The 19,028-nt window shown below is 35.8% G+C and carries 23 protein-coding genes and 1 other RNA gene; 17 read left to right on the forward strand and 7 right to left on the reverse strand.

Translation table 11 applies throughout. From position 1 onward, the window contains the following. Nucleotides 1–23: 23 nt before the first annotated feature. The 13 genes from RA0C_RS09555 (at nt 24) to RA0C_RS09615 (ending at nt 10,159) form a co-directional block, all read left to right on the forward strand. On the forward strand, nt 24–353 hold the full coding sequence (locus tag RA0C_RS09555; RefSeq protein WP_004919474.1) for a PadR family transcriptional regulator: 330 nt from the start codon (nt 24–26) through the stop codon (nt 351–353). A gap of 18 nt (nt 354–371) precedes the next feature. Beyond that, nucleotides 372–2,051, forward strand: coding sequence for a PspC domain-containing protein (locus RA0C_RS09560; protein ID WP_004919472.1), 1,680 nt, complete (start codon nt 372–374; stop codon nt 2,049–2,051). 211 nt (nt 2,052–2,262) lie between these two features. Beyond that, on the forward strand, nt 2,263–2,835 hold the full coding sequence (locus tag RA0C_RS09565; RefSeq protein ID WP_004919470.1) for a 1-acyl-sn-glycerol-3-phosphate acyltransferase: 573 nt from the start codon (nt 2,263–2,265) through the stop codon (nt 2,833–2,835). 14 nt (nt 2,836–2,849) lie between these two features. Further along, entirely contained in the window at nt 2,850–3,272 is a 423-nt protein-coding gene (locus RA0C_RS09570) for a PaaI family thioesterase (RefSeq protein WP_004919468.1), read from the forward strand. After that, nucleotides 3,273–4,265, forward strand: a complete 993-nt coding sequence (locus RA0C_RS09575) for a chorismate-binding protein (protein WP_004919467.1) — start codon at nt 3,273–3,275, stop codon at nt 4,263–4,265. A gap of 12 nt (nt 4,266–4,277) precedes the next feature. Continuing rightward, on the forward strand, nt 4,278–4,907 hold the full coding sequence (locus tag RA0C_RS09580) for a Crp/Fnr family transcriptional regulator (RefSeq protein ID WP_004919465.1): 630 nt from the start codon (nt 4,278–4,280) through the stop codon (nt 4,905–4,907). 82 nt (nt 4,908–4,989) lie between these two features. After that, on the forward strand, nt 4,990–5,718 hold the full coding sequence (gene lptB, locus RA0C_RS09585; RefSeq protein WP_004919463.1) for an LPS export ABC transporter ATP-binding protein: 729 nt from the start codon (nt 4,990–4,992) through the stop codon (nt 5,716–5,718). A 16-nt stretch (nt 5,719–5,734) separates the two neighbouring features. Beyond that, nucleotides 5,735–6,307, forward strand: coding sequence for a cob(I)yrinic acid a,c-diamide adenosyltransferase (locus RA0C_RS09590; RefSeq protein WP_004919462.1), 573 nt, complete (start codon nt 5,735–5,737; stop codon nt 6,305–6,307). Beyond that, a complete protein-coding gene (locus tag RA0C_RS09595) occupies nt 6,294–6,944 on the forward strand; it encodes a thiamine diphosphokinase (protein ID WP_004919460.1) in 651 nt (216 codons plus the stop codon). The genes RA0C_RS09590 and RA0C_RS09595 overlap by 14 nt, the downstream gene beginning before the upstream one ends. Nucleotides 6,945–7,057: 113 nt before the next feature. After that, the gene (locus tag RA0C_RS09600; RefSeq protein WP_004919458.1) at nt 7,058–8,449 is read left to right on the forward strand and encodes a type III PLP-dependent enzyme domain-containing protein; all 1,392 of its coding nucleotides are present in this window, start codon (nt 7,058–7,060) and stop codon (nt 8,447–8,449) included. A gap of 26 nt (nt 8,450–8,475) precedes the next feature. Continuing rightward, nucleotides 8,476–9,333 carry an agmatinase gene (speB, locus tag RA0C_RS09605; protein WP_013447170.1) on the forward strand — a complete coding sequence of 286 codons (858 nt, stop codon included), beginning with the start codon at nt 8,476–8,478 and terminating at the stop codon, nt 9,331–9,333. 98 nt (nt 9,334–9,431) lie between these two features. Beyond that, on the forward strand, nt 9,432–9,800 hold the full coding sequence (locus RA0C_RS09610) for a DUF1304 domain-containing protein (protein WP_004919454.1): 369 nt from the start codon (nt 9,432–9,434) through the stop codon (nt 9,798–9,800). 5 nt (nt 9,801–9,805) lie between these two features. Beyond that, nucleotides 9,806–10,159, forward strand: coding sequence for an MmcQ/YjbR family DNA-binding protein (locus RA0C_RS09615; protein ID WP_004919452.1), 354 nt, complete (start codon nt 9,806–9,808; stop codon nt 10,157–10,159). Nucleotides 10,160–10,162: 3 nt separating this feature from the next. Here RA0C_RS09615 and RA0C_RS09620 read toward each other — a convergent pair whose 3' ends face one another. Then, entirely contained in the window at nt 10,163–11,083 is a 921-nt protein-coding gene (locus RA0C_RS09620) for a bifunctional riboflavin kinase/FAD synthetase (RefSeq protein WP_004919451.1), read from the reverse strand. Between the two features lie 140 nt (nt 11,084–11,223). Here RA0C_RS09620 and atpD point away from each other — a divergent pair, with 140 nt between their 5' ends. Then, nucleotides 11,224–12,732, forward strand: a complete 1,509-nt coding sequence (atpD, locus tag RA0C_RS09625) for a F0F1 ATP synthase subunit beta (RefSeq protein ID WP_004919449.1) — start codon at nt 11,224–11,226, stop codon at nt 12,730–12,732. Between the two features lie 73 nt (nt 12,733–12,805). Continuing rightward, the gene (locus RA0C_RS09630) at nt 12,806–13,087 is read left to right on the forward strand and encodes a FoF1 ATP synthase subunit delta/epsilon (RefSeq protein ID WP_004919446.1); all 282 of its coding nucleotides are present in this window, start codon (nt 12,806–12,808) and stop codon (nt 13,085–13,087) included. Nucleotides 13,088–13,175: 88 nt separating this feature from the next. Here the strand turns inward: RA0C_RS09630 and RA0C_RS09635 are convergent, their stop codons facing one another. Both RA0C_RS09635 and RA0C_RS09640 read right to left on the reverse strand, forming a co-directional pair. Beyond that, a complete protein-coding gene (locus RA0C_RS09635) occupies nt 13,176–13,595 on the reverse strand; it encodes a nucleoside-diphosphate kinase (protein WP_013447171.1) in 420 nt (139 codons plus the stop codon). A gap of 274 nt (nt 13,596–13,869) precedes the next feature. Beyond that, the gene (locus RA0C_RS09640) at nt 13,870–14,943 is read right to left on the reverse strand and encodes a branched-chain amino acid aminotransferase (protein WP_004919434.1); all 1,074 of its coding nucleotides are present in this window, start codon (nt 14,941–14,943) and stop codon (nt 13,870–13,872) included. 84 nt (nt 14,944–15,027) lie between these two features. On the opposite strand from RA0C_RS09640, the gene mnmD reads away from it, so the two are divergent. Together mnmD and ffs are read left to right on the forward strand one after the other, a co-directional pair. After that, nucleotides 15,028–15,702 carry a tRNA (5-methylaminomethyl-2-thiouridine)(34)-methyltransferase MnmD gene (gene mnmD / locus RA0C_RS09645; RefSeq protein ID WP_004919433.1) on the forward strand — a complete coding sequence of 225 codons (675 nt, stop codon included), beginning with the start codon at nt 15,028–15,030 and terminating at the stop codon, nt 15,700–15,702. A gap of 62 nt (nt 15,703–15,764) precedes the next feature. Further along, nucleotides 15,765–15,862: signal recognition particle sRNA small type (gene ffs / locus RA0C_RS10355), an RNA gene on the forward strand. A 15-nt stretch (nt 15,863–15,877) separates the two neighbouring features. Here ffs and RA0C_RS09650 read toward each other — a convergent pair. The 4 genes from RA0C_RS09650 to RA0C_RS09665 all read right to left on the reverse strand — a co-directional run bounded on the left by RA0C_RS09650 (nt 15,878) and on the right by RA0C_RS09665 (nt 19,024). Then, nucleotides 15,878–16,519 (reverse strand): uracil-DNA glycosylase, encoded by a 642-nt coding sequence (locus RA0C_RS09650; protein WP_004919430.1) that lies wholly within the window; start codon nt 16,517–16,519, stop codon nt 15,878–15,880. A gap of 10 nt (nt 16,520–16,529) precedes the next feature. Then, nucleotides 16,530–17,015 carry a TrmH family RNA methyltransferase gene (locus tag RA0C_RS09655; RefSeq protein WP_004919429.1) on the reverse strand — a complete coding sequence of 162 codons (486 nt, stop codon included), beginning with the start codon at nt 17,013–17,015 and terminating at the stop codon, nt 16,530–16,532. Nucleotides 17,016–17,030: 15 nt separating this feature from the next. Next, the gene (locus tag RA0C_RS09660; protein ID WP_017686205.1) at nt 17,031–18,368 is read right to left on the reverse strand and encodes a UDP-N-acetylmuramate--L-alanine ligase; all 1,338 of its coding nucleotides are present in this window, start codon (nt 18,366–18,368) and stop codon (nt 17,031–17,033) included. A gap of 125 nt (nt 18,369–18,493) precedes the next feature. Next, nucleotides 18,494–19,024 carry a DUF4136 domain-containing protein gene (locus RA0C_RS09665; RefSeq protein ID WP_004919426.1) on the reverse strand — a complete coding sequence of 177 codons (531 nt, stop codon included), beginning with the start codon at nt 19,022–19,024 and terminating at the stop codon, nt 18,494–18,496. Nucleotides 19,025–19,028: the final 4 nt, after the last annotated feature.

A 19,028-nucleotide genomic window follows, 5' to 3' on the forward strand; every position in this document is an offset into this window, starting at 1 on the left:
TAATAAAATAAAAAACTAAACCTATGAATATAGAAAATGCTAAAGCTCAAATGAAAAAGGGTATTCTAGAATTCTGTATTTTAGACCTTCTTAGTAAAAAGGAAATGTATGTTTCCGATTTAATGGGAGTGCTAAAAGACGGAGACTTTGATGTGGTGGAAGGAACGCTCTATCCTCTACTTACCCGACTTAAAAACGGAGAGTTTCTCTCTTACCGATGGGAAGAATCTACGGGAGGACCTCCTAGAAAATATTATCAAATTACGGATAAAGGCAAAGCTTTCTTAGAAGAGTTAAGAACTACTTGGCAAGAACTCACACAAGCTGTAAACAAAATCACTCAAAAACAATAACCTCTAAAAACTAAACAAATGAACAAAACATTATCAATAGGACTGGCTGGTTTTTCTTTTATGATAGAAGAACACGCTTATATCAAACTAAGTGATTACTTAAAGGCTCTCAGAAATTCTCTAGATGCAGAGGAGGCTGATGAGATTATGTATGATATAGAAATCAGAATCGTAGAAATATTTAAAGAGAGTCTAGGTAGGAGAGAAGTGGTAAACGATGCTGATGTAGAGAAAGTAATCGCTCAAATAGGAAGACCAGAACAAATAGAGGAACAAGAAGAAGGTTATCACAATACCCAAAAGACTACTCAACAAAGAACGAAGGTGTCAGAAAGACAACTTTTCAGAGACCCAGAAAGAAAAAAAATAGCAGGAGTATGTGCAGGTATGGCGGCTTATTTCGGAATGGATATGACTGCTATGAGGCTTATTTGGTTGGCATTATTTCTAATTTTGATTCCATTGCCAGGGTCTCCAATGCTTATGGTATTAGTCTATGTGGTTTTTTGGATTATTCTTCCCAAAGCAACTACGGCAGCAGATTTTCTGAAGATGAGAGGGGAGCCACTTAACTTTGATAATTTGAAAAATGAATCTAGCAAAATAGTAAAATTCGCTAACGATTCTACCCAACGCATCAATGAGGTGTATCAAGATACTAGACCAGTCATCAACGAAGCGGGGAATAGCATTTTAAATGCATTAAGGTATGTAATTGGCGGTTTTTTAGGACTGTTAGGGTTGGTGTTTTTAGCAGGAGCATTTATGGTGTTTGGAGTTAGTGTTACAGGCACGGGACTTACTTTGCCAGGGTTTGTAGGGTTTTATATAGATGATACTAATATAAAATTTGCGGGGCTTGCCTTAGCTTTTGTTACGATGCTTATACCTGCGCTGATATTTATCTTTTTATCTATCAAGTTATTTTCTCCTAAAACTAAGCTGAAGTATGTGGGGTATATTATAGGAGCGTTGTGTTTTGTTTGGTTAGTATTACTAGGAATTACAGGGTTTTCCGCAATGAATTATCAAAGCAATTTTAGAGGTTCTAATGAGGAAACAGATAATATAGCCATCAATACCACTTCTGATAGCTTGTGGGTAGGGACTAACAAAGTGAACATACCACCACAGTTCAAATCTTACTGGAATAGCGTGTACTCGGATAACAAAACTGTTTTTGAAGAAGACGGATATCCGTACATTGAAATTGTGAGAAAAGATACTGTAAAAACACCTTATCTTGTGGTTAAGAAAAGAGCTTCGGGGTATAATTTACCGTTGAGAGCGAATATTCCAGTAAAAGTGGAAGGTAATAAAATATTCATACCTAACTACTTTAGTTATCCGTACCAAGATAGAATGAGAAATTACAGCATAGATTACGAATTGGTAGTTCCTAGAACGATGAAAGTTTTGGAAATGGAAAACTCAAAAGTTAACCTTAGCGAAGATGACGAGGATAGAGATAATCAATCTAATAATTCTCACAGTTCAAACAGTAAGGTGTTTAATCAAGCCTCATTCTCTTTCAGTTCTGGTGGTAATAACATTAGCTTTAATACTGCGGATAGTGATTCTATCACCGTTAATGGTAAGAAATACGATGAGAAAGAAGCCGAAAAAGTGATTGAAGGTCTTAACCTAGACAGTGATGATATTAGCGATATTATCATCAGTATAAAAAACAGAAAATAAGTTTTGAAGTTGATAATAAAAACTTATTTTTGCTAAAAATATCACCATTAAAAACAAGATATTATGATACAGTTGGTCTTAGAACTCATCACTAAGTTTATAGATTTCGTTTTCGGAATATTTTTTTAAAATAGATTTAGTACAAAATAATTACCTTTGCAGATAGCCTAAGTCTTTTGGGCTATCTGTTTTGTTTAAAAATTAAATTACTATGAAAAAAATACTAGCAAAAATCATTCTTAAAATCATAGGTTGGAAGGTGGTTTTAGACGGAGATGTTAATAATCTAGACCGTTGTATCCTTGTGGTGGCTCCACATACTCACAACTCGGAGTATATGCTGGGCAACTTGGCGTATTGGTCTTTAGGGAAGCCTCTTAAGGTAATTATTAAAGATGCCCATACTAAAGCGTGGTACGGGGGCTTGATAAAGGCGATAGGCGGTATTGGGATAGACCGTAGCCAAAGGAACAATTTGGTAAACTTTGTCGCAAAACAGTTTGAAAAAGAAGATTTTTCGTTGGTGATTACTCCAGAGGGAACTAGAAGCTATGTAGAAAAATGGAGAAAAGGGTTTTATCATATGGCTTTGGCGGCTAAAGTACCTATTGTAATGGCTTCGGGAGATTTTAGAACCAAAACCATCTATTTGGGTAGGAAGATAAATCTAGAAGAAGTACAGACAAAACCTTACGAAGAAATACTTAAAATAATTGGCGATTATTTCGTGGAGCGAAACATCGTGCCTAAAGTACCAGAAAATTGGAATCCTAACATTCAATAATCATTTCTAGAACGATGGAAGAAGCAAAGAAAAAAGAAATATTAGAGTTTCTTAATAGTTGGGGTGATATGCATATGGGTAAGTTGCTAGACATCGTGTTTACCGATGTTACCGAAGATACCCTTACTGCCACGATGCCTGTAACCGAAAGGGTGCATCAGCCATTTGGGATTTTGCACGGTGGGGCAAGTTGTGTATTAGCGGAAACGCTAGGTTCTTGTCTATCGGGTATCAATGTGGACGCATCAAAGTTTTATGCGGTGGGGACTAACATCAATTCTAACCACCTTAGAAGTAAAAAGGACGGAATGCTCACTGGCGTTGCCAAATTCATTAGAAAAGGCAGAACGGTACACGTTTCTGAAATAGAAATCAGAGATGAGAAAGGAGTGCTTATCAACCATACTACAATGACTAATAATATTATAGCGAAATAGATGCAGAGAGATTCTGTTTTTTATAGACTACCTAATACAACAACCATTTATACCTTATCCGAAGCCTCTACTGGAGCGGAAGATGAGGTTTCTTTTTTTGATTTTGATGGGCATCAACAATATGTATTTAAAGGAACCATCAAAGAAATTTCTGCCGAGGAGTTACAATCTTTAGATTATTCTTCTACCGAATTAAAGGTTTTATCAGATTTAGCCGAAGCTGATGAGGACGAAAATACCTACTTAGAAAAGATAGCCCAAGTGGTAGCGTTTATCAAGACGCACCGTTTACCCAAATTGGTAATTTCTAGACGAAAAATACTAGATTTTAACGGTAGAGAAGCATCGCTTACTGCTACTTTTTTAGCCTTATGCAAAGCCTATCCTTCGGCATTAGTTTATTTATTGGTTCGTGATGGCAAGTGCTGGGTAGGAGCTACACCCGAAACTCTAGGCGAGTACCACTTTAGCAGTCATCAGTTCAAAACGATGAGTTTGGCAGGAACGCTGTCCCTAAACGAAGAATGGACAGACAAAGAGCTAGAGGAACAAAAACCCGTAACGGATTACATTAAAACCACACTTTCCAAATACTCAGATAGGGTAGAAGTATCCGAAACTTATACCGTGCCAAGCGGTTCTATAAAGCACCTTAGAAACGATTTTGTGCTAGAAGTTGTCGCAGACCAAGTGCCGTATATTATAGAAGATTTGCACCCTACACCAGCCGTTTGTGGTATCCCAAAAGCATTTTGTAAGGAGAGCATCAAGGCGTTTGAAAGCCACTCTAGAGAGCTTTATTCTGGATATGTCAAAATAACCCACCATGATGGCGTGTTTTATTTTGTAAATCTTAGGTGTGCAGAGGTGTATCAAAACAAGGCTTTAGTGTATGTAGGCGGTGGTATAAACGCTAAAAGCCTACCACCAAAAGAATGGCGAGAAACAGAGCTAAAAGCTTTGGTAATAGAAAATCATTTGGTGTTAAAATAAAAATCTTACGAGATGCAATTTAGTGAGCGTGTTAATAATCTTTTCGAACCAGAACTTATAGAGGAAATTTCTTCCGTAGGAAAACTAAAACTAGCCGAAGAAGGCGAGGTAATCATTAATGTGGAGCAGCCTATTGTCTATATGCCTATTGTGATGAGCGGAACGCTAAAAGTTTCTATGATAGATGATAATGGTAAAGAGTTGCTGATGTATTATCTCAACGCTGAAGATGGTTGTGCTATGACTTTTACCTGCTGTATGCAGGAGAAGAAAAGCGAGATTATTGCGGTTGCAGAAGAGCCTTCGGAACTTTGGATGATACCTATGGAGTATATGGATAAGTGGATGATGAAATATCCTACTTGGAAATCCTTTGTTATGATGACAATGCAAGACCGATTTATGAAGGTCATTAAGGCTTTGGATATGGTGGTGTTTAATAGTTTAGATACAAGGCTACTTAATTATCTTAAAGAAAAATCTAAAACTATGGGCAAAACGGTGCTGAATGTTTCTCATGAGCAGATAGCTAACGATTTAGCAAGTTCTAGAGTGGTAATAAGCAGGATGCTCAAGAAATTAGAAAACGAAGGTAAGGTATTGTTGTACAGAAATCAATTAAAATTACTTGGTGAGTGGTAATTTACCATTATCAGTTTAGCTCTTCTTGATAAAGGAAATCTAGACTATTATATGTTAAAGAAATATCTCTATATTTGTACTTATGATTTTACGGGGAGATAACTTAATTAAAGAATACGGACCTAAGAAGGTCGTAAAAGGCGTATCTATAGAGGTAAAGCAAGGCGAAATAGTAGGGCTTTTAGGACCTAATGGAGCAGGTAAAACCACTACCTTTTATATGATTGTAGGTTTGGTAAAACCAACGCAAGGTAACATATTTCTAGACCAGCAAAACATTACAAAAGATGCTATGTACCGTAGAGCCCAAAAAGGGATAGGTTATTTGGCACAAGAAGCCTCTGTGTTTAGAAAGCTCTCCGTAGAAGACAATATTATGGGAGTACTGCAACTTACCAAACTTTCTAAAAAAGAGCAACGCCTAAAGTGCGATGCACTTATAGAGGAGTTTTCATTGGAGCATGTGAGGAAGAACAGGGGGGACCTGTTATCGGGTGGAGAAAGAAGGCGTACTGAAATTGCAAGATGCTTAGCCACCAGTCCTAATTTTATTTTACTAGATGAGCCTTTTGCAGGAGTTGACCCTATTGCAGTGGAAGATATACAAAAAATCGTGAGGTCTTTGGTGGAGAAAAATATCGGTATCCTTATTACCGACCATAATGTGCAACAGACTTTAGCCATTACCAACAAAACTTATATTATGTTTGAGGGTAAAATTCTAAAGGAAGGCTTACCAGAAGATTTAGCCAACGACCCAGAGGTAAGACAAGCCTATCTCGGAGAAAACTTTAGATTTGAAAAGATTTAACATTGATATTCGCTGAATGAAAATTTATACAAAAACAGGCGATGGTGGAGTAACCTCTCTCTATGGAGGTACAAGAGTCTCTAAAGCTCATCTTAGAGTGGAGGCCTATGGTACTATAGACGAGCTTAATGCGTGTCTAGGTGTGGCAAAATCTTATATTCAAGAGGCAGAAGTTTTAGAGCAATTTAAGGCCATTCAGTTTGATTTGTTTACACTTGGTTCGGAGTCTGCAACACCTGTGGATAAACTTTTCTTAGCTAATGATAAATCTAGACTTCCGTTGGTTATAGGTCAAAACGAAATAGAGGCTTTGGAGCGTTGGATAGACGCCTTTGATGAACGGCTAGAGCCGTTACAACTCTTTATTTTACCTGGAGGAGGCAAGGCTTCGGCACATTTGCATGTGGCTAGAACGGTTTGTAGAAGAGCAGAACGCTATTTAGTCGCTTTAAGTGAGCAAGAAGAAGTAAGAGCAGAACTTATAAAATACCTTAATCGTTTGTCTGATTATCTGTTTGTATTAGCGAGATACATTTCTCACTTACACAGCGAACCAGAGGAATATTGGAATCCTAATGATAGACCATAGAATCACAATGGCTAAAGAACCTCAAAAAGCAATTTTATACATCGATGGCGAACCTCCCAAACAGTTGCCACCTTATTCGGAGGAGGATATTTGGGCGTGTACCGATGGAGCTTGGAGTTATCTCAAACAAAAAGGCGTTACGGCGGAGCAGTTGGCTTTTATTTCAGGAGATTTTGACTCTGTGGTTTCTTTAGAAGACCTTCCAAGTGAGAAAGTGATTTCTACACCCAATCAGGATTTTACAGATTTTTATAAAGCCTTAGACCTTCTTAAACAAAAAGGGATTACTAAAGTAGATGTTTACGGAGCGAGTGGCAAAGAGCAAGACCATTTTTTAGGTAATTTAACCGTAGCCTATCAGTTTAAGGAAGAGATAAACATTACTTTCTACGATGATATGGCAACTTATTTTTTTATTCCTCAACAGGTGGAACTAAAGGAGGTAAAAGGTAAAACCGTTTCTTTGTATCCTTTTCCAGAAGCTAAATCTATTGTTACTAGAGGGCTTAGGTGGAGCCTTAATAAAGAGGATTTATCTATCACCAGTAGGATAGGTACGAGAAACATAGCCGATGAAGATACCGTTTTTATCAGCTACGCTAGTGGGAGTTTGCTCGTATTTTTGAGTAAAGATTAGTTTATATAGATTGAAATTTCTTTTAAATATTTAACCAAAAATTAGGTGATAGCTGAGGTATTACTCAAATTTTTTTAGCATTTTTGCATAGATAAAAAATTCGATCAAGTATAATGAAAATTAAATATTCGGAACTAATAGACCAAACGCTTTATTTTCCACAAGAAGAGTTTAGTTATGAGAATGAAAGTCTTCATTTTCATGGGATTAACCTAATGGAAGTGGTGGAGAAGTTTGGGACACCTCTAAAGATAAGTTACCTACCAAAGATTTCTCAAAATATCCAAAGGGCAAAAAAATGGTTTTCGGAAGCCATTGCTAAAAACGAGTATCGCAATACATATCGCTATTGTTATTGCACTAAATCTAGCCATTTTTCTTTTGTGCTAGAGGAAGCTCTTAAAAATGATATTAGTATGGAGACTTCGTCTGCATTTGATATGGATATTGTACGAAAACTCTACGATAAAGGTAAGGTAACCAAAGATATAGAAGTGATTTGTAATGGTTTTAAAACCGATGATTATTTGGAGAAAATATCAGATTTAATCAATGAAGGTTTTGAGAATATTACACCTATCCTAGATAATTACAGAGAGCTGGATAAACTTACAGAAAGTATAGATACTACCTTTAATATCGGGATTAGAATTGCTTCCGAAGAAGAACCGAAGTTTGAATTTTATACCTCTAGATTGGGGATAGGTTATAAGGATATTATCCCATATTACAGTCAGAAAATAGCGGAACACCCTAATGCAAGGCTGAAAATGTTGCACTTTTTCATCAATACGGGGATTAAAGACACCGCTTATTATTGGAACGAACTCTTTAAATGCTTACGAGTGTATGCAAGGCTTAAGAAAATTGCACCAGAGGTAGATTCGCTTAACATAGGTGGAGGGTTTCCAATTAAAACCTCGCTCAACTTCGATTACGACTATGAGTATATGGTGAATGAGATTGTTTCTCAAATTAAAAAATTCTGCGAAGAGGAAGGGGTAGAAGAGCCTAATATCTATACCGAATTTGGGTCTTTTACCGTAGGCGAAAGTGGTGCTAATCTGTACCAAATTATCAGTCAGAAAAGACAAAACGACCGTGAGAAATGGGATATGATAGACAGTAGTTTTATGACGACTCTGCCAGATACTTGGGCTATTTCTAGACATTTTATTATGTTGCCACTCAACCGTTGGGAAGACAGTTATGAGAGGGTGTTTTTAGGAGGTCTTACTTGTGATTCTGATGACTACTACAACTCCGAACAGCATACTAATGCCATCTATCTCCCTGTATTTAGCGATACCAAGCCTCTTTATATAGGGTTCTTTAATACAGGGGCTTATCAGGAGAGTATTAGTGGTTATGGAGGGGCACACCACTGTTTAATTCCTCAACCAAGACACATTTTAATTACTAAAGATGAAGAAGGAAACTTTGTTTACGAGCTATTTAGAGAAAAACAAAGTCCAGAAGATGTACTTAAACTGGTAGGCTATTAAAAAATAATAACACAAAATTATATTAAATGAAAACATACGCAGGTATTCCAGAGGAAAATGCAAGTTTAGAAAACTCAAAAGTAATGTTAGTTACCGTTCCTTATGACGGGACATCTACTTGGGGTAAAGGAGCTGATAAAGGTCCAGAACTATTTTTAGATGCTTCCGAAAATATGGAGCTTTACGATATTGAGACAGGTACAGAACCTTATTTAGAAGGCGTGTATTTAGCAGGTGAGGTAACGGAAGACAGCTCTCCAGAAGCTATGACGGAAGCGGTGTACCAAAAAACAAAAGAACTCCTAAAACACGAAGATAAATTATTTACTCTTTTTGGTGGGGAGCATTCGGTATCTATTGGCTCTATCCGTGCGGTAGGAGAGAAGTATGAAAATCTTACTGTATTACAACTAGACGCTCATACAGACCTTCGCCCAGAGTTTCACGGGTCTACATCTAATCACGCTTGTGCAGTGTTTGAAGCTAGTCAGAAGCATAATCTAGTGCAAGTAGGTATCCGTTCTATGGACGCAGAAGAGATGCAATATGTACCAAAAGGACAGTGTTTTTGGGCTCACGAAATAGCTCAAAATCCTAATTGGATAGATGAGGTATTAGAAAAAGTGTCAGGAAATGTTTATATTACGATAGATTTAGATGCGTTTGACCCTTCTATTGCTCCATCTACAGGAACACCAGAACCGGGAGGTTTAGCTTGGTATCCTACTTTAGAGCTCCTAAAAAAGGTGTTTGAAAAATGCAATGTAGTGGCTTTTGATATTGTAGAACTCATGGACTCTCCAATGGCGAAACCTACGGCATTTTTAGCGGCAAAGCTATATTATAAGATGTTGGCTTATTATCATTTGGCTAACAAGAAATAAAATCTATATTTTAGTTAATAATAAAGAGGTTGTCTTTTAAAATTATAAGATAACCTCTTTATTTTATTAAATTTGAACTCAGAAATAAAATATTAAATATGAAAATAATAGGAGAAATTTTAACGGTTTTAGTAGCGGTAGAGCATCTTTACATTTTGTGGATGGAAATGTTTGCATGGGAAACAGCAGGTAAAAGAGTTTTTGGCAAAAGTCTACCGGAAGAATTATTTACACCCACTAAAGGTTTAGCCGCCAATCAAGGGTTGTATAACGGGTTTTTAGTTGCAGGTTTGGTGTGGTCTTTTTTGATAGAAAACCCAGAGTGGAGCTTTAATGTAAGGGCTTTCTTTCTTGGTTGTGTTATTGTAGCGGGGATTTACGGAGGGCTTACAGCTAGTAAAAAAATCATTCTATTACAAGCAGTACCTGCAATGCTGGCGTTGTTGTTTTGTCTATTGGCTAGATAAAAGCTATGGATATAGAAACTATAAGAGCCTATTGTTTAGAGAAGAAAGGCGTTACCGAAAGTTTTCCTTTTCATGACGAAACTTTGGTGTTTAAGGTTTCAGGAAAAGTATTTATGTTACTTTCTTTAGATAGAATTCCATTAGCATTTAATGTAAAGACCAATCCTGAATGGAGCGAAGTGTTGAGAGAAAAATATCCTCAAATATACGGAGCCTACCATATGAACAAAAAACATTGGAACACGGTGGTGGTAGAAGGCTTACCAAAATCATTATTATTGGAGTTGTTAGACCACTCTTACGATTTAGTTTTTAGCAAACTCACCAAAAAACAAAAAGAAGAAGTATTGAGCTTATAGCTTTTAGAACTCAAAACTTTCGGTTAGGGCTTTATCTTCGTCAAGTTTTTTGATAAGAGCTTCTAGTCCGTCAAACTTAATTTCTTCATGTAGGAAATCTCTAAATTTGATGGTGATGTCTTGGTCGTAAATATCTTTATTAAAGTCTAGAATATACACTTCAATAGATAATTCTGTGCCTGATACTGTGGGATTAGTACCTACGCTTAGCATTCCCTTATAGAATAGATTGTCTATCCAAACTTCTACAATATAAGCCCCTTTTTTAGGTAATAATTTAATATTATCAATACTGATATTAGCGGTAGGATAGCCAATGGTTCTCCCTATTTTTTTACCGTGTATCACCTTGCCACTTAGTGGGTAATGGTAGCCCAGCATATCATTAGCACTTTTAAAATCACCACTGGTAATTGCATTCCTAATTTTAGTAGAACTGATGTTTTGATTTTCTAGCTGTATGGCATCTAATTGCTGAACTTCAAAATCAAACTCGGTTGCCATTTTTTGGAGCAGATTAAAATCTCCTTTTTTATCCTTTCCAAAACGGTGGTCATAACCTATAATAAGATGTTTTACGTTAAGTTTATCTACTAATATTTTCTTTACAAAATCATCTGCGGAGAGGTTTCTAAAATCTTCGTCAAAGTTTTGTAAAAAAAGGAAATCCACACCTAAATTTTCTATTAAAGAGGTCTTTTCGGCTAAAGTATTTAGAAGTTTTAAATTTTCATTAGGATTAAATATAGTTCTAGGATGGGGCCAAAAAGTCAGTAGTCCAGAACTGAGTTTTTTCTCGTCTGATATTTTCTTTAAATTTTTGATAATGCTTTGATGTCCAAGATGAACACCATCAAACATTCCTATTGAAAGAGCAGTGGGAGAGGTATTTTTATATTCAGATATGGAACTTATAACTTTCATAAAATGGGTTTGTTGGAATTATTTTAGAACAATAAAATCTTTCCAAATACTTGTTTTGCAAATATGATAAAAATCTTTTTTTTAAGCAATTGGAAATTTGTTAATAATCATTATATTTGCACACAAGAAAAAAATTAGCAATGGCAAACCAAATTAAAGGAAAAATTTCTCAGATTATTGGTCCAGTAATAGATGTCGTTTTTAGCGAAGTAGAAGAGCTTCCAAAGATCTATGATGCACTGGAAATTACTAAAAAAAATGGTGAAAAGCTTGTGCTTGAAGTAGAGCAACATATTGGTGAGGATACAGTAAGATGTATCGCTATGGACGCTACAGATGGTCTTCAAAGAGGGCAGGAAGTAGTAGGACAAGGTCGCCAAATTACAATGCCTATAGGTGATGAAGTTAACGGAAGACTATTTAATGTAGTGGGTGATGCTATCGATGGATTACAGGATTTATCTAAAGAAGGCGGTTTGCCAATCCACAGAGAAGCACCTAAGTTTGACCAACTTTCTACTTCAGCAGAAGTACTTTATACAGGTATTAAAGTAATTGACCTTATTGAGCCTTATGCAAAAGGAGGTAAAATCGGTTTATTTGGAGGTGCGGGAGTAGGTAAAACAGTACTTATTCAAGAGCTTATCAATAACATTGCAAAAGGGCACGGTGGTCTATCTGTATTTGCAGGAGTAGGTGAAAGAACCCGTGAGGGTAACGACCTTCTTAGAGAGATGTTAGAGTCTGGTATTATTAAATACGGAGACGACTTTATGCACTCTATGGAAGAAGGAGGTTGGGATCTTTCTAAAGTAGATACCGAGTTAATGAAGGAGTCTAAAGCTGCTTTCGTTTTTGGGCAGATGAATGAGCCACCAGGTGCGAGAGCAAGAGTAGCACTTTCTGGTCTTACTTTAGCAGAGTACTACCGTGATGGTGGAGAGACAGGACAAGGTAGAGATGTACTTTTCTTCGTGGATAACATTTTCCGTTTTACACAGGCAGGTTCAGAGGTGTCTGCACTTCTAGGTCGTATGCCTTCTGCGGTAGGTTATCAGCCAACATTAGCATCTGAGATGGGTGCGATGCAGGAGAGAATTACTTCTACTAAAAATGGTTCCATTACTTCAGTACAGGCGGTATATGTTCCTGCGGACGACTTAACCGACCCAGCTCCAGCAACTACCTTTGCTCACTTAGATGCGACTACGGTACTTTCTAGAAAAATTGCTTCTTTAGGTATTTATCCAGCGGTAGATCCACTAGATTCAACTTCTAGAATATTAGCTCCAGAAATTATTGGAGAGGAACATTATAATTGTGCTCAGAGAGTAAAAGAAATTTTACAAAGATATAAAGCATTACAAGATATCATTGCTATCCTTGGTATGGAGGAACTTTCTGAAGAGGATAAATTGGTAGTTTATCGTGCAAGAAAGGTACAGAGATTCTTATCTCAGCCATTCCACGTAGCGGAACAATTTACAGGTATTCCTGGAGCATTGGTAGATATTAAAGATACTATCAAAGGATTTAATATGATTATTGATGGTGAACTAGACCATTTACCAGAAGCAGCATTTAACCTTAAAGGTACTATAGAGGAAGCTATAGAGGCTGGAGAGAAAATGTTAGCAGAAAATAAATAATTCAGATTTTAAGTGTTGAGTTTTAGAGGTTATTCTAAAACTCAACATTTAAAATTTTAAACTGTCATTTAAGATGAATATAAAAATATTAACACCAGAATATGTAGCTTTTGAGGGAGAGGTAGAGTCTGTGCTACTTCCAGGGAAGAATGGAGAGTTTCATATTATGAAAAATCACGCAGCTATTGTATCGTCTTTAGTTGGGGGGAAAGTAAAACTTTACCTTGATAAAGTATCAGCAGATTATGCGAAGTATTTTTCTAAAGAAGATGGTAAAGACTCTATTTATTCGCTTCCGATAAAGAGTGGCGTTATAGAATTTAGTAAAGATAAAGGAATTATCCTTTGCGAATAAGAAAGTTAGTTTGTTATTGATTTAATGATACAAAAAAGGCTATTTCAGAGATGAGATAGCCTTTTTTATGATATTGTTTTTATTCTTCTTAGAAAATTTCTCTTCCAGAGAAGTGGAATGCTGATTCTATCTGTGCGTTTTCGTCAGAGTCAGAACCGTGTACTGCATTTTCTCCTACACTTCTAGCGAACATCTTTCTTATAGTTCCTTCAGCTGCTTCAGCAGGGTTTGTAGCACCAATTAGTTTTCTGAAATCTTCAACTGCATTTTCTTTTTCTAAAACAGCTGCTACAATAGGTCCTGAAGACATAAACTCTACTAACTCTCCGTAGAAAGGTCTTTCAGCATGAACTTCATAAAACTTCTTAGCATCAGCTACTGTAAGTTGAGTAAGTTTCATTGCTTTAATTTTAAATCCTGCTTCAGCTATTTTCCCTAGTATAGCTCCTATGTGTCCATCTGCTACTGCATCTGGTTTAATCATTGTAAAAGTAATGTTTCCTGACATTTTATTTTAATTTTAACCGTACAAAAATACGAACTTATTTCTAGTTTTAAAACTTTTTTTGGCACAGCTTTTGATATAATAATAACGATTCTCATGTTTAATTTGAGTTTTCATGGTTATTAGTTTTTACCCTGATGCTTTCTAAAGTGTCAGGGTTTTTTATTTCAATTTAAAGAGATGAACTTGAGAATTTGTGTACTTTTTTAGTTATCGTAAAAAAAGAGAAGACTATTCTGTTAGTCTTCTCTTTCTTATAACTTATATTTAGATGTTATTATAAAGTATCTACAAATCCTTTCTCTACTTTATATCTCCATCCAAATGGGTCTTCGCTTGTATTAGTTTGAATGCTTACTAACTGGTTTTTAAGTTTTATTGCAAAACTTTCTTCCTCGCTTAGTTGAGGTAGAACCATTTTGTCATCTTTGTACCCTAACGCTTGGAATACACTTAAAACTACTGCTGTCCCAACCCCCCAAACTTCTTTTAAGGTACCTTCTTTGTGTGCTTCAATTACTTTCTTTACGCTAACGGGTTCTACTTTTACCTCTATATTATTATGTTTAGCTAGTTGTATAAAACTATCTCTAGTTACACCGTCTAATATTTTATCAGATGTAGGAGGTGTGTAAATAGTGTCTCCTATTCTTACAAATACATTCATAGTGCCACTTTCTTCAAAATACTCGTGAGAAGCGTCATCTGTCCAAATAATCTGCTCATAACCTTCCTCATTAGCTAATTTAGTTGGATAGAAAGAAGCAGCATAGTTTCCAGCTGCTTTAGCTGAACCGACTCCACCACTAGCAGCACGAGAGTAATAGTCTGCGATTTTTACAGAAACAGGTTCTGTATAGTAAGATTTTGCTGGTGCTGCCACTATAGCAAACATATATTTGTCGGCGATTCTTGCTTTAAGAGCTTCTTCTGTAGCAAATAATAAAGGACGAATATATAAAGAAGAGTTTTCGCCGTAAGGAATCCAATCTCTGTCGATATCCATTAGAGCTTTTAATCCATTCATGAAAACTTCTTCAGGAAGTTCAGGTATTGCTAGTCTTTTTGCAGATTTGTTAATTCTTGCAAAGTTTTTCTCTGGACGGAATAAGTAAACCTCTCCATCTTTATCCTTATAAGCCTTCATACCTTCAAAACAAGCCTGTCCATAGTTAACCCCCATCATAGCAGGAGTAAATGGTAAGGGGCCATAAGGCATAAGTTTAGGTTCTCCCCACTTTCCATTTTCATATTCACATATTACCATATGGTCTATAAAGGTATTCCCGAAAGAAAAATTTTCTGGATTGAAACTATCAATTCTAGGATTTTCTGATTTTTGAATTATCATTTTTGAAAAATTTACTCGTTGTTCACAAAGATAATATAATTTTTGGAATATCCAAATTTTGGTTTATTTTTGAAAAAAAATAGAATGAAAAGAGAGGTTAAATTAACAGCAGATGGTTCTAAAACCTTGTTTATAAATGACTTAAATGAGGGATATCATTCTCATCATGGAGCTCTTCAAGAAGCAAGGCATGTATTTATTAAAAATGGGTTAGATAGAGTTAATGATTTGGAAATAAATATATTAGAGCTTGGTTTTGGGACGGGACTTAATGCTTTAGTAAGTATGGAAAAAATAAGGGCTTCTAATGATATAAAGAAAATAAATTATTTTACCCTAGAGAAGTATCCGGTGAGTTTAGAAGAAGTCAAGGAACTATCTTTTCATAATTTATTTAATCTTCCTAATATAGATGTTATCAATACAACTTTACACGAATGTGAATGGGAGCAACCTTGTGAGATATTGCCTAATTTTAATATCACAAAAATTAATACAGATTTTTACGAATTAAAAAACATTGAGTTACCAAAGATAGATTTGGTATACTTCGATTGTTTCGGAGCTAGAGTTCAGCCAGATTTGTGGGAGCTACCTCTTATGGAAATGGTGGCAGAGAAAATGAAAGTAGGAGGTTTGTTAACTACGTACTCTTCTAAAGGGAGTTTTCAGAGGGTGTTAAAATCGCTTAATTTTAAAGTGGAGAAATTAGAAGGTCCTAAAGGAAAGAGAGAAATGATAAACGCATGGAAAATGTAGCTCTTCTTAAGCTATAAATTTTCTGATGTTTTGTATTTTCTGAAAAAGTTGTATATTTGCAACGGCAAGTCCTAAACAACCAGCTCCTGAAAATCCTCCAGGGTGGGAACGCAGCAAAGGTAATCGGTTGTAGCGGTGTGATTTAGGTAGCTTGCCATTTTTTTATTCAGTCAAGTTACCATTTAATTTCCTCCTTATTTTTTGATAGAAGATAATTGTTTATCTTGGAGAAAGGTTTGCTACCTAGAAAGCCTCTGTGAGCTGATAGGGGAGAAGGGTGAGCCGTTTTTATAATGTAATGCTTATGTGCGTCTATAAACTGAGCTTTTTTTTGTGCAAAAGAACCCCAAAGCACAAAAACAATATTTTCTTTTTTATCTGATATTTCTTTAATGATGAAATCTGTAAATGTTTCCCAACCTAAATCTTTATGAGAGTTTGCTTCGTGAGCTTTTACGGTAAGAGTAGCATTTAGTAGAAGTACGCCTTGCTTTGCCCAAGAGTCTAGCTTGTTGCTGGTTTTAATTATACCTAAATCGTCTTGCAACTCTTTGAAAATATTTCTTAGTGATGGTGGTGCAGGTACTTGGTCTGATACAGAAAAACATAATCCGTTAGCTTGAAAATCATTATGATAAGGGTCTTGCCCTAAAATTACGACTTTCACTTCTTCAAAAGGAGTAAGCTCAATAGCTCTAAATATTTGTTCTTTGGGAGGAAAGCATTTATACTGGTGATACTCCTGTTTTACTTTTTGCCATAAATTTTTAAAGTAAGAGGAATTTTTTATAGGTGCTAATACTTCAGTCCAAGTCATATTCTATTTTTTAGGAAACTATTTTTGAAAGTAAAATGCCAGTAGCAATAGCTACATTTAGTGAAGTGTTTTTTCCGTACATATTGATGTGTAGATGATTGGTGCATTTTTCAAGAGCTTTGTTAGAAACCCCATCTTTTTCGTTACCGCATACGATGACACAAGGGAAATGATATTCAAAAGTCGTATAATCTACACTTTTATTGGTTTTTTCTAATGCGTAAAAGTGAGTGTTTTTTTCAAAATGATTGATGGCCTCTTCCCAACTATTTACAAAAATGATATTGAGATTATTTTCGGCACTTCTTGTGGTTCGTTTTATTCTAGGGGAAAGTTGGCGGAAATTATCAGAAAGTATCACAACTTTTTGTACTCCCATAGCTTCGGCTGTTCTAAGGATAAGCCCTATATTTTCTGGAGATTGTAGGTGTTCCAAGATAAGGCTTATCTCTTTGTTGTGTTTTGAGTTGATGATTTCGTGGTGTTCTAACTGCATAAAACGCACAAAATATTACTGAGTTAAATCTAATCCGCCAAAATTACCACTACTCATCATAAGAAAAGCTCCTTGGGTTTTATCCAAACTTTGCCAATATTGGTGTAATTCTTCCGCATTGGTAAACACCTTTAGGTTAGGATTTTTAAATTTCTCCTTGATAAGTTCTGGAGAAATAATGTCCATTCTTTTTATTTTTAAAGCTTCCTCCGAGTAGAAAACTACCGCTTGGTCTAGTAAATCTAAGCTATGAGCATATTGTTCTAAAAATTCTGGATTTAGAGAGGAATAGGTATGAAGTTCTAAGAAACCGTATTTAGTGGTATTAGAAAACTGCTCCGAAAACGCTTTTGTAGTCGCTTTTACCTTGCTAGGAGCGTGGGCAAAATCTTTGTAAAGAATACCATTGTCATTTCTTTCTACTTTTTCTAATCTTTTAGATGCGCCTTTAAAACTCATAATAGCTTCATAAAAATCTTCCTCCATAATGCCTAATTGTTGGCAAATATGCCTAGCACCTTCCATATTCAGTAAATTATGAGCACCAAAAACAGACAACGGAACTTCTCCCATTTCGGTATCTAGATAAACTTTTTGGTCTGTAATTTTATATTTTGGAGTTTTATAAGGGATTTTTCTGAAGTAATTTTCGGTAGCTTCTACTACTTTTACTACCTCTTCGTCTTCTTCATTGTACACCAATACGCCACCAGGAGTAATACTTGCTACAAATTTTCTAAATTGCTCTATGTAATCATCAAAAGTTTTAAATACATTGATGTGATCCCACGCAATCCCAGAAATAAGAGCGATGTTAGGTTGGTACAAAAGAAACTTTGACCTTAAATCTATTGGTGAGGATAAATATTCATCTCCTTCTAGAATCATAAAGTCGTTAGCTTCTGTGGTTTTTACCATACAATCAAAACCTTCTAGTTGTGCTCCCACCATATAGTCTACCTCTTTTTGATGAAAATTGAGGACATGAAGAATCATCGATGTAATGGTAGTTTTACCATGTGAGCCACCAATTACAACACGGGTTTTATCTTTGCTTTGTTCGTATAAAAATTCAGGGTAAGAGAATATTTTAAGACCTAGTTCTTTGGCTTTGGCTAGTTCGGGATTATCGGCATGGGCGTGCATACCTAGTATTATAGCATCTATATCTGATGTTATTTTTTCTGGAAACCAACCAAGATTTTCAGGGAGCAATCCTTTTTTTTCTAATCTTGATTTTGAAGGTTCAAAAATGGCGTCGTCTGAACCTGTTACTACATAACCTTTATCTTTAAGAGCGATGGCTAGGTTGTGCATAGCACTTCCGCCTATAGCAATGAAATGTGTTCTCAATGTTAAAAAATTTATACTCACAAAAGTAAGAATTTTATATTGTTTTTAGTGCTATTTAATAGACTAGATATTTAAAGTAGATGATAAAAAAAGAGGCTACCTTAAAAAGATAGCCTTGTGAATTGTTATTTTTTTTGAGGAGGATAGTTCTTTAAAATTCCTTCTACAATTTGAGGTATTTGTTTTTGCTTAGACTTAGGAGCATCTACATTGATGCCACTCCCGATGCCCTGCCAAACCAATTTGTTAGTCTTGGCGTCTATAATGTCTATTACTAAAGTACCTGTGTTGTAGTTAGAAACCCAAGTGCGGTTCATACCCCAACCCCAGCCCCAAGGACCTCCCCAACCCCACATACCATAAGGGTTGGTACTTTGTATATCTTCTACCTTTTTATGAGAAGCCTTTACATTGACTATTAAATCTGGGGTTTGGTTAGTACTAAGACCTTTAGCGTTGAATTGCTTTGCAATTTCATTAAGCACTCTGTCCTTGTCCAAATCATTGATTTTTAAATCATCAGTTCGGAACATATAAGTTTTATACTGATTAAACTGAGCGGTTTCCGCATAGTCAGTTCTGATGTTAAAAGGACTACAAGAAGTGATACTTAGTGTAGTAGCGGCTGCTAGGATTAAAAAAACATATTTTTTCATTTTG

Source organism: Riemerella anatipestifer ATCC 11845 = DSM 15868, from assembly GCF_000252855.1.
Lineage (GTDB): Bacteria > Bacteroidota > Bacteroidia > Flavobacteriales > Weeksellaceae > Riemerella > Riemerella anatipestifera.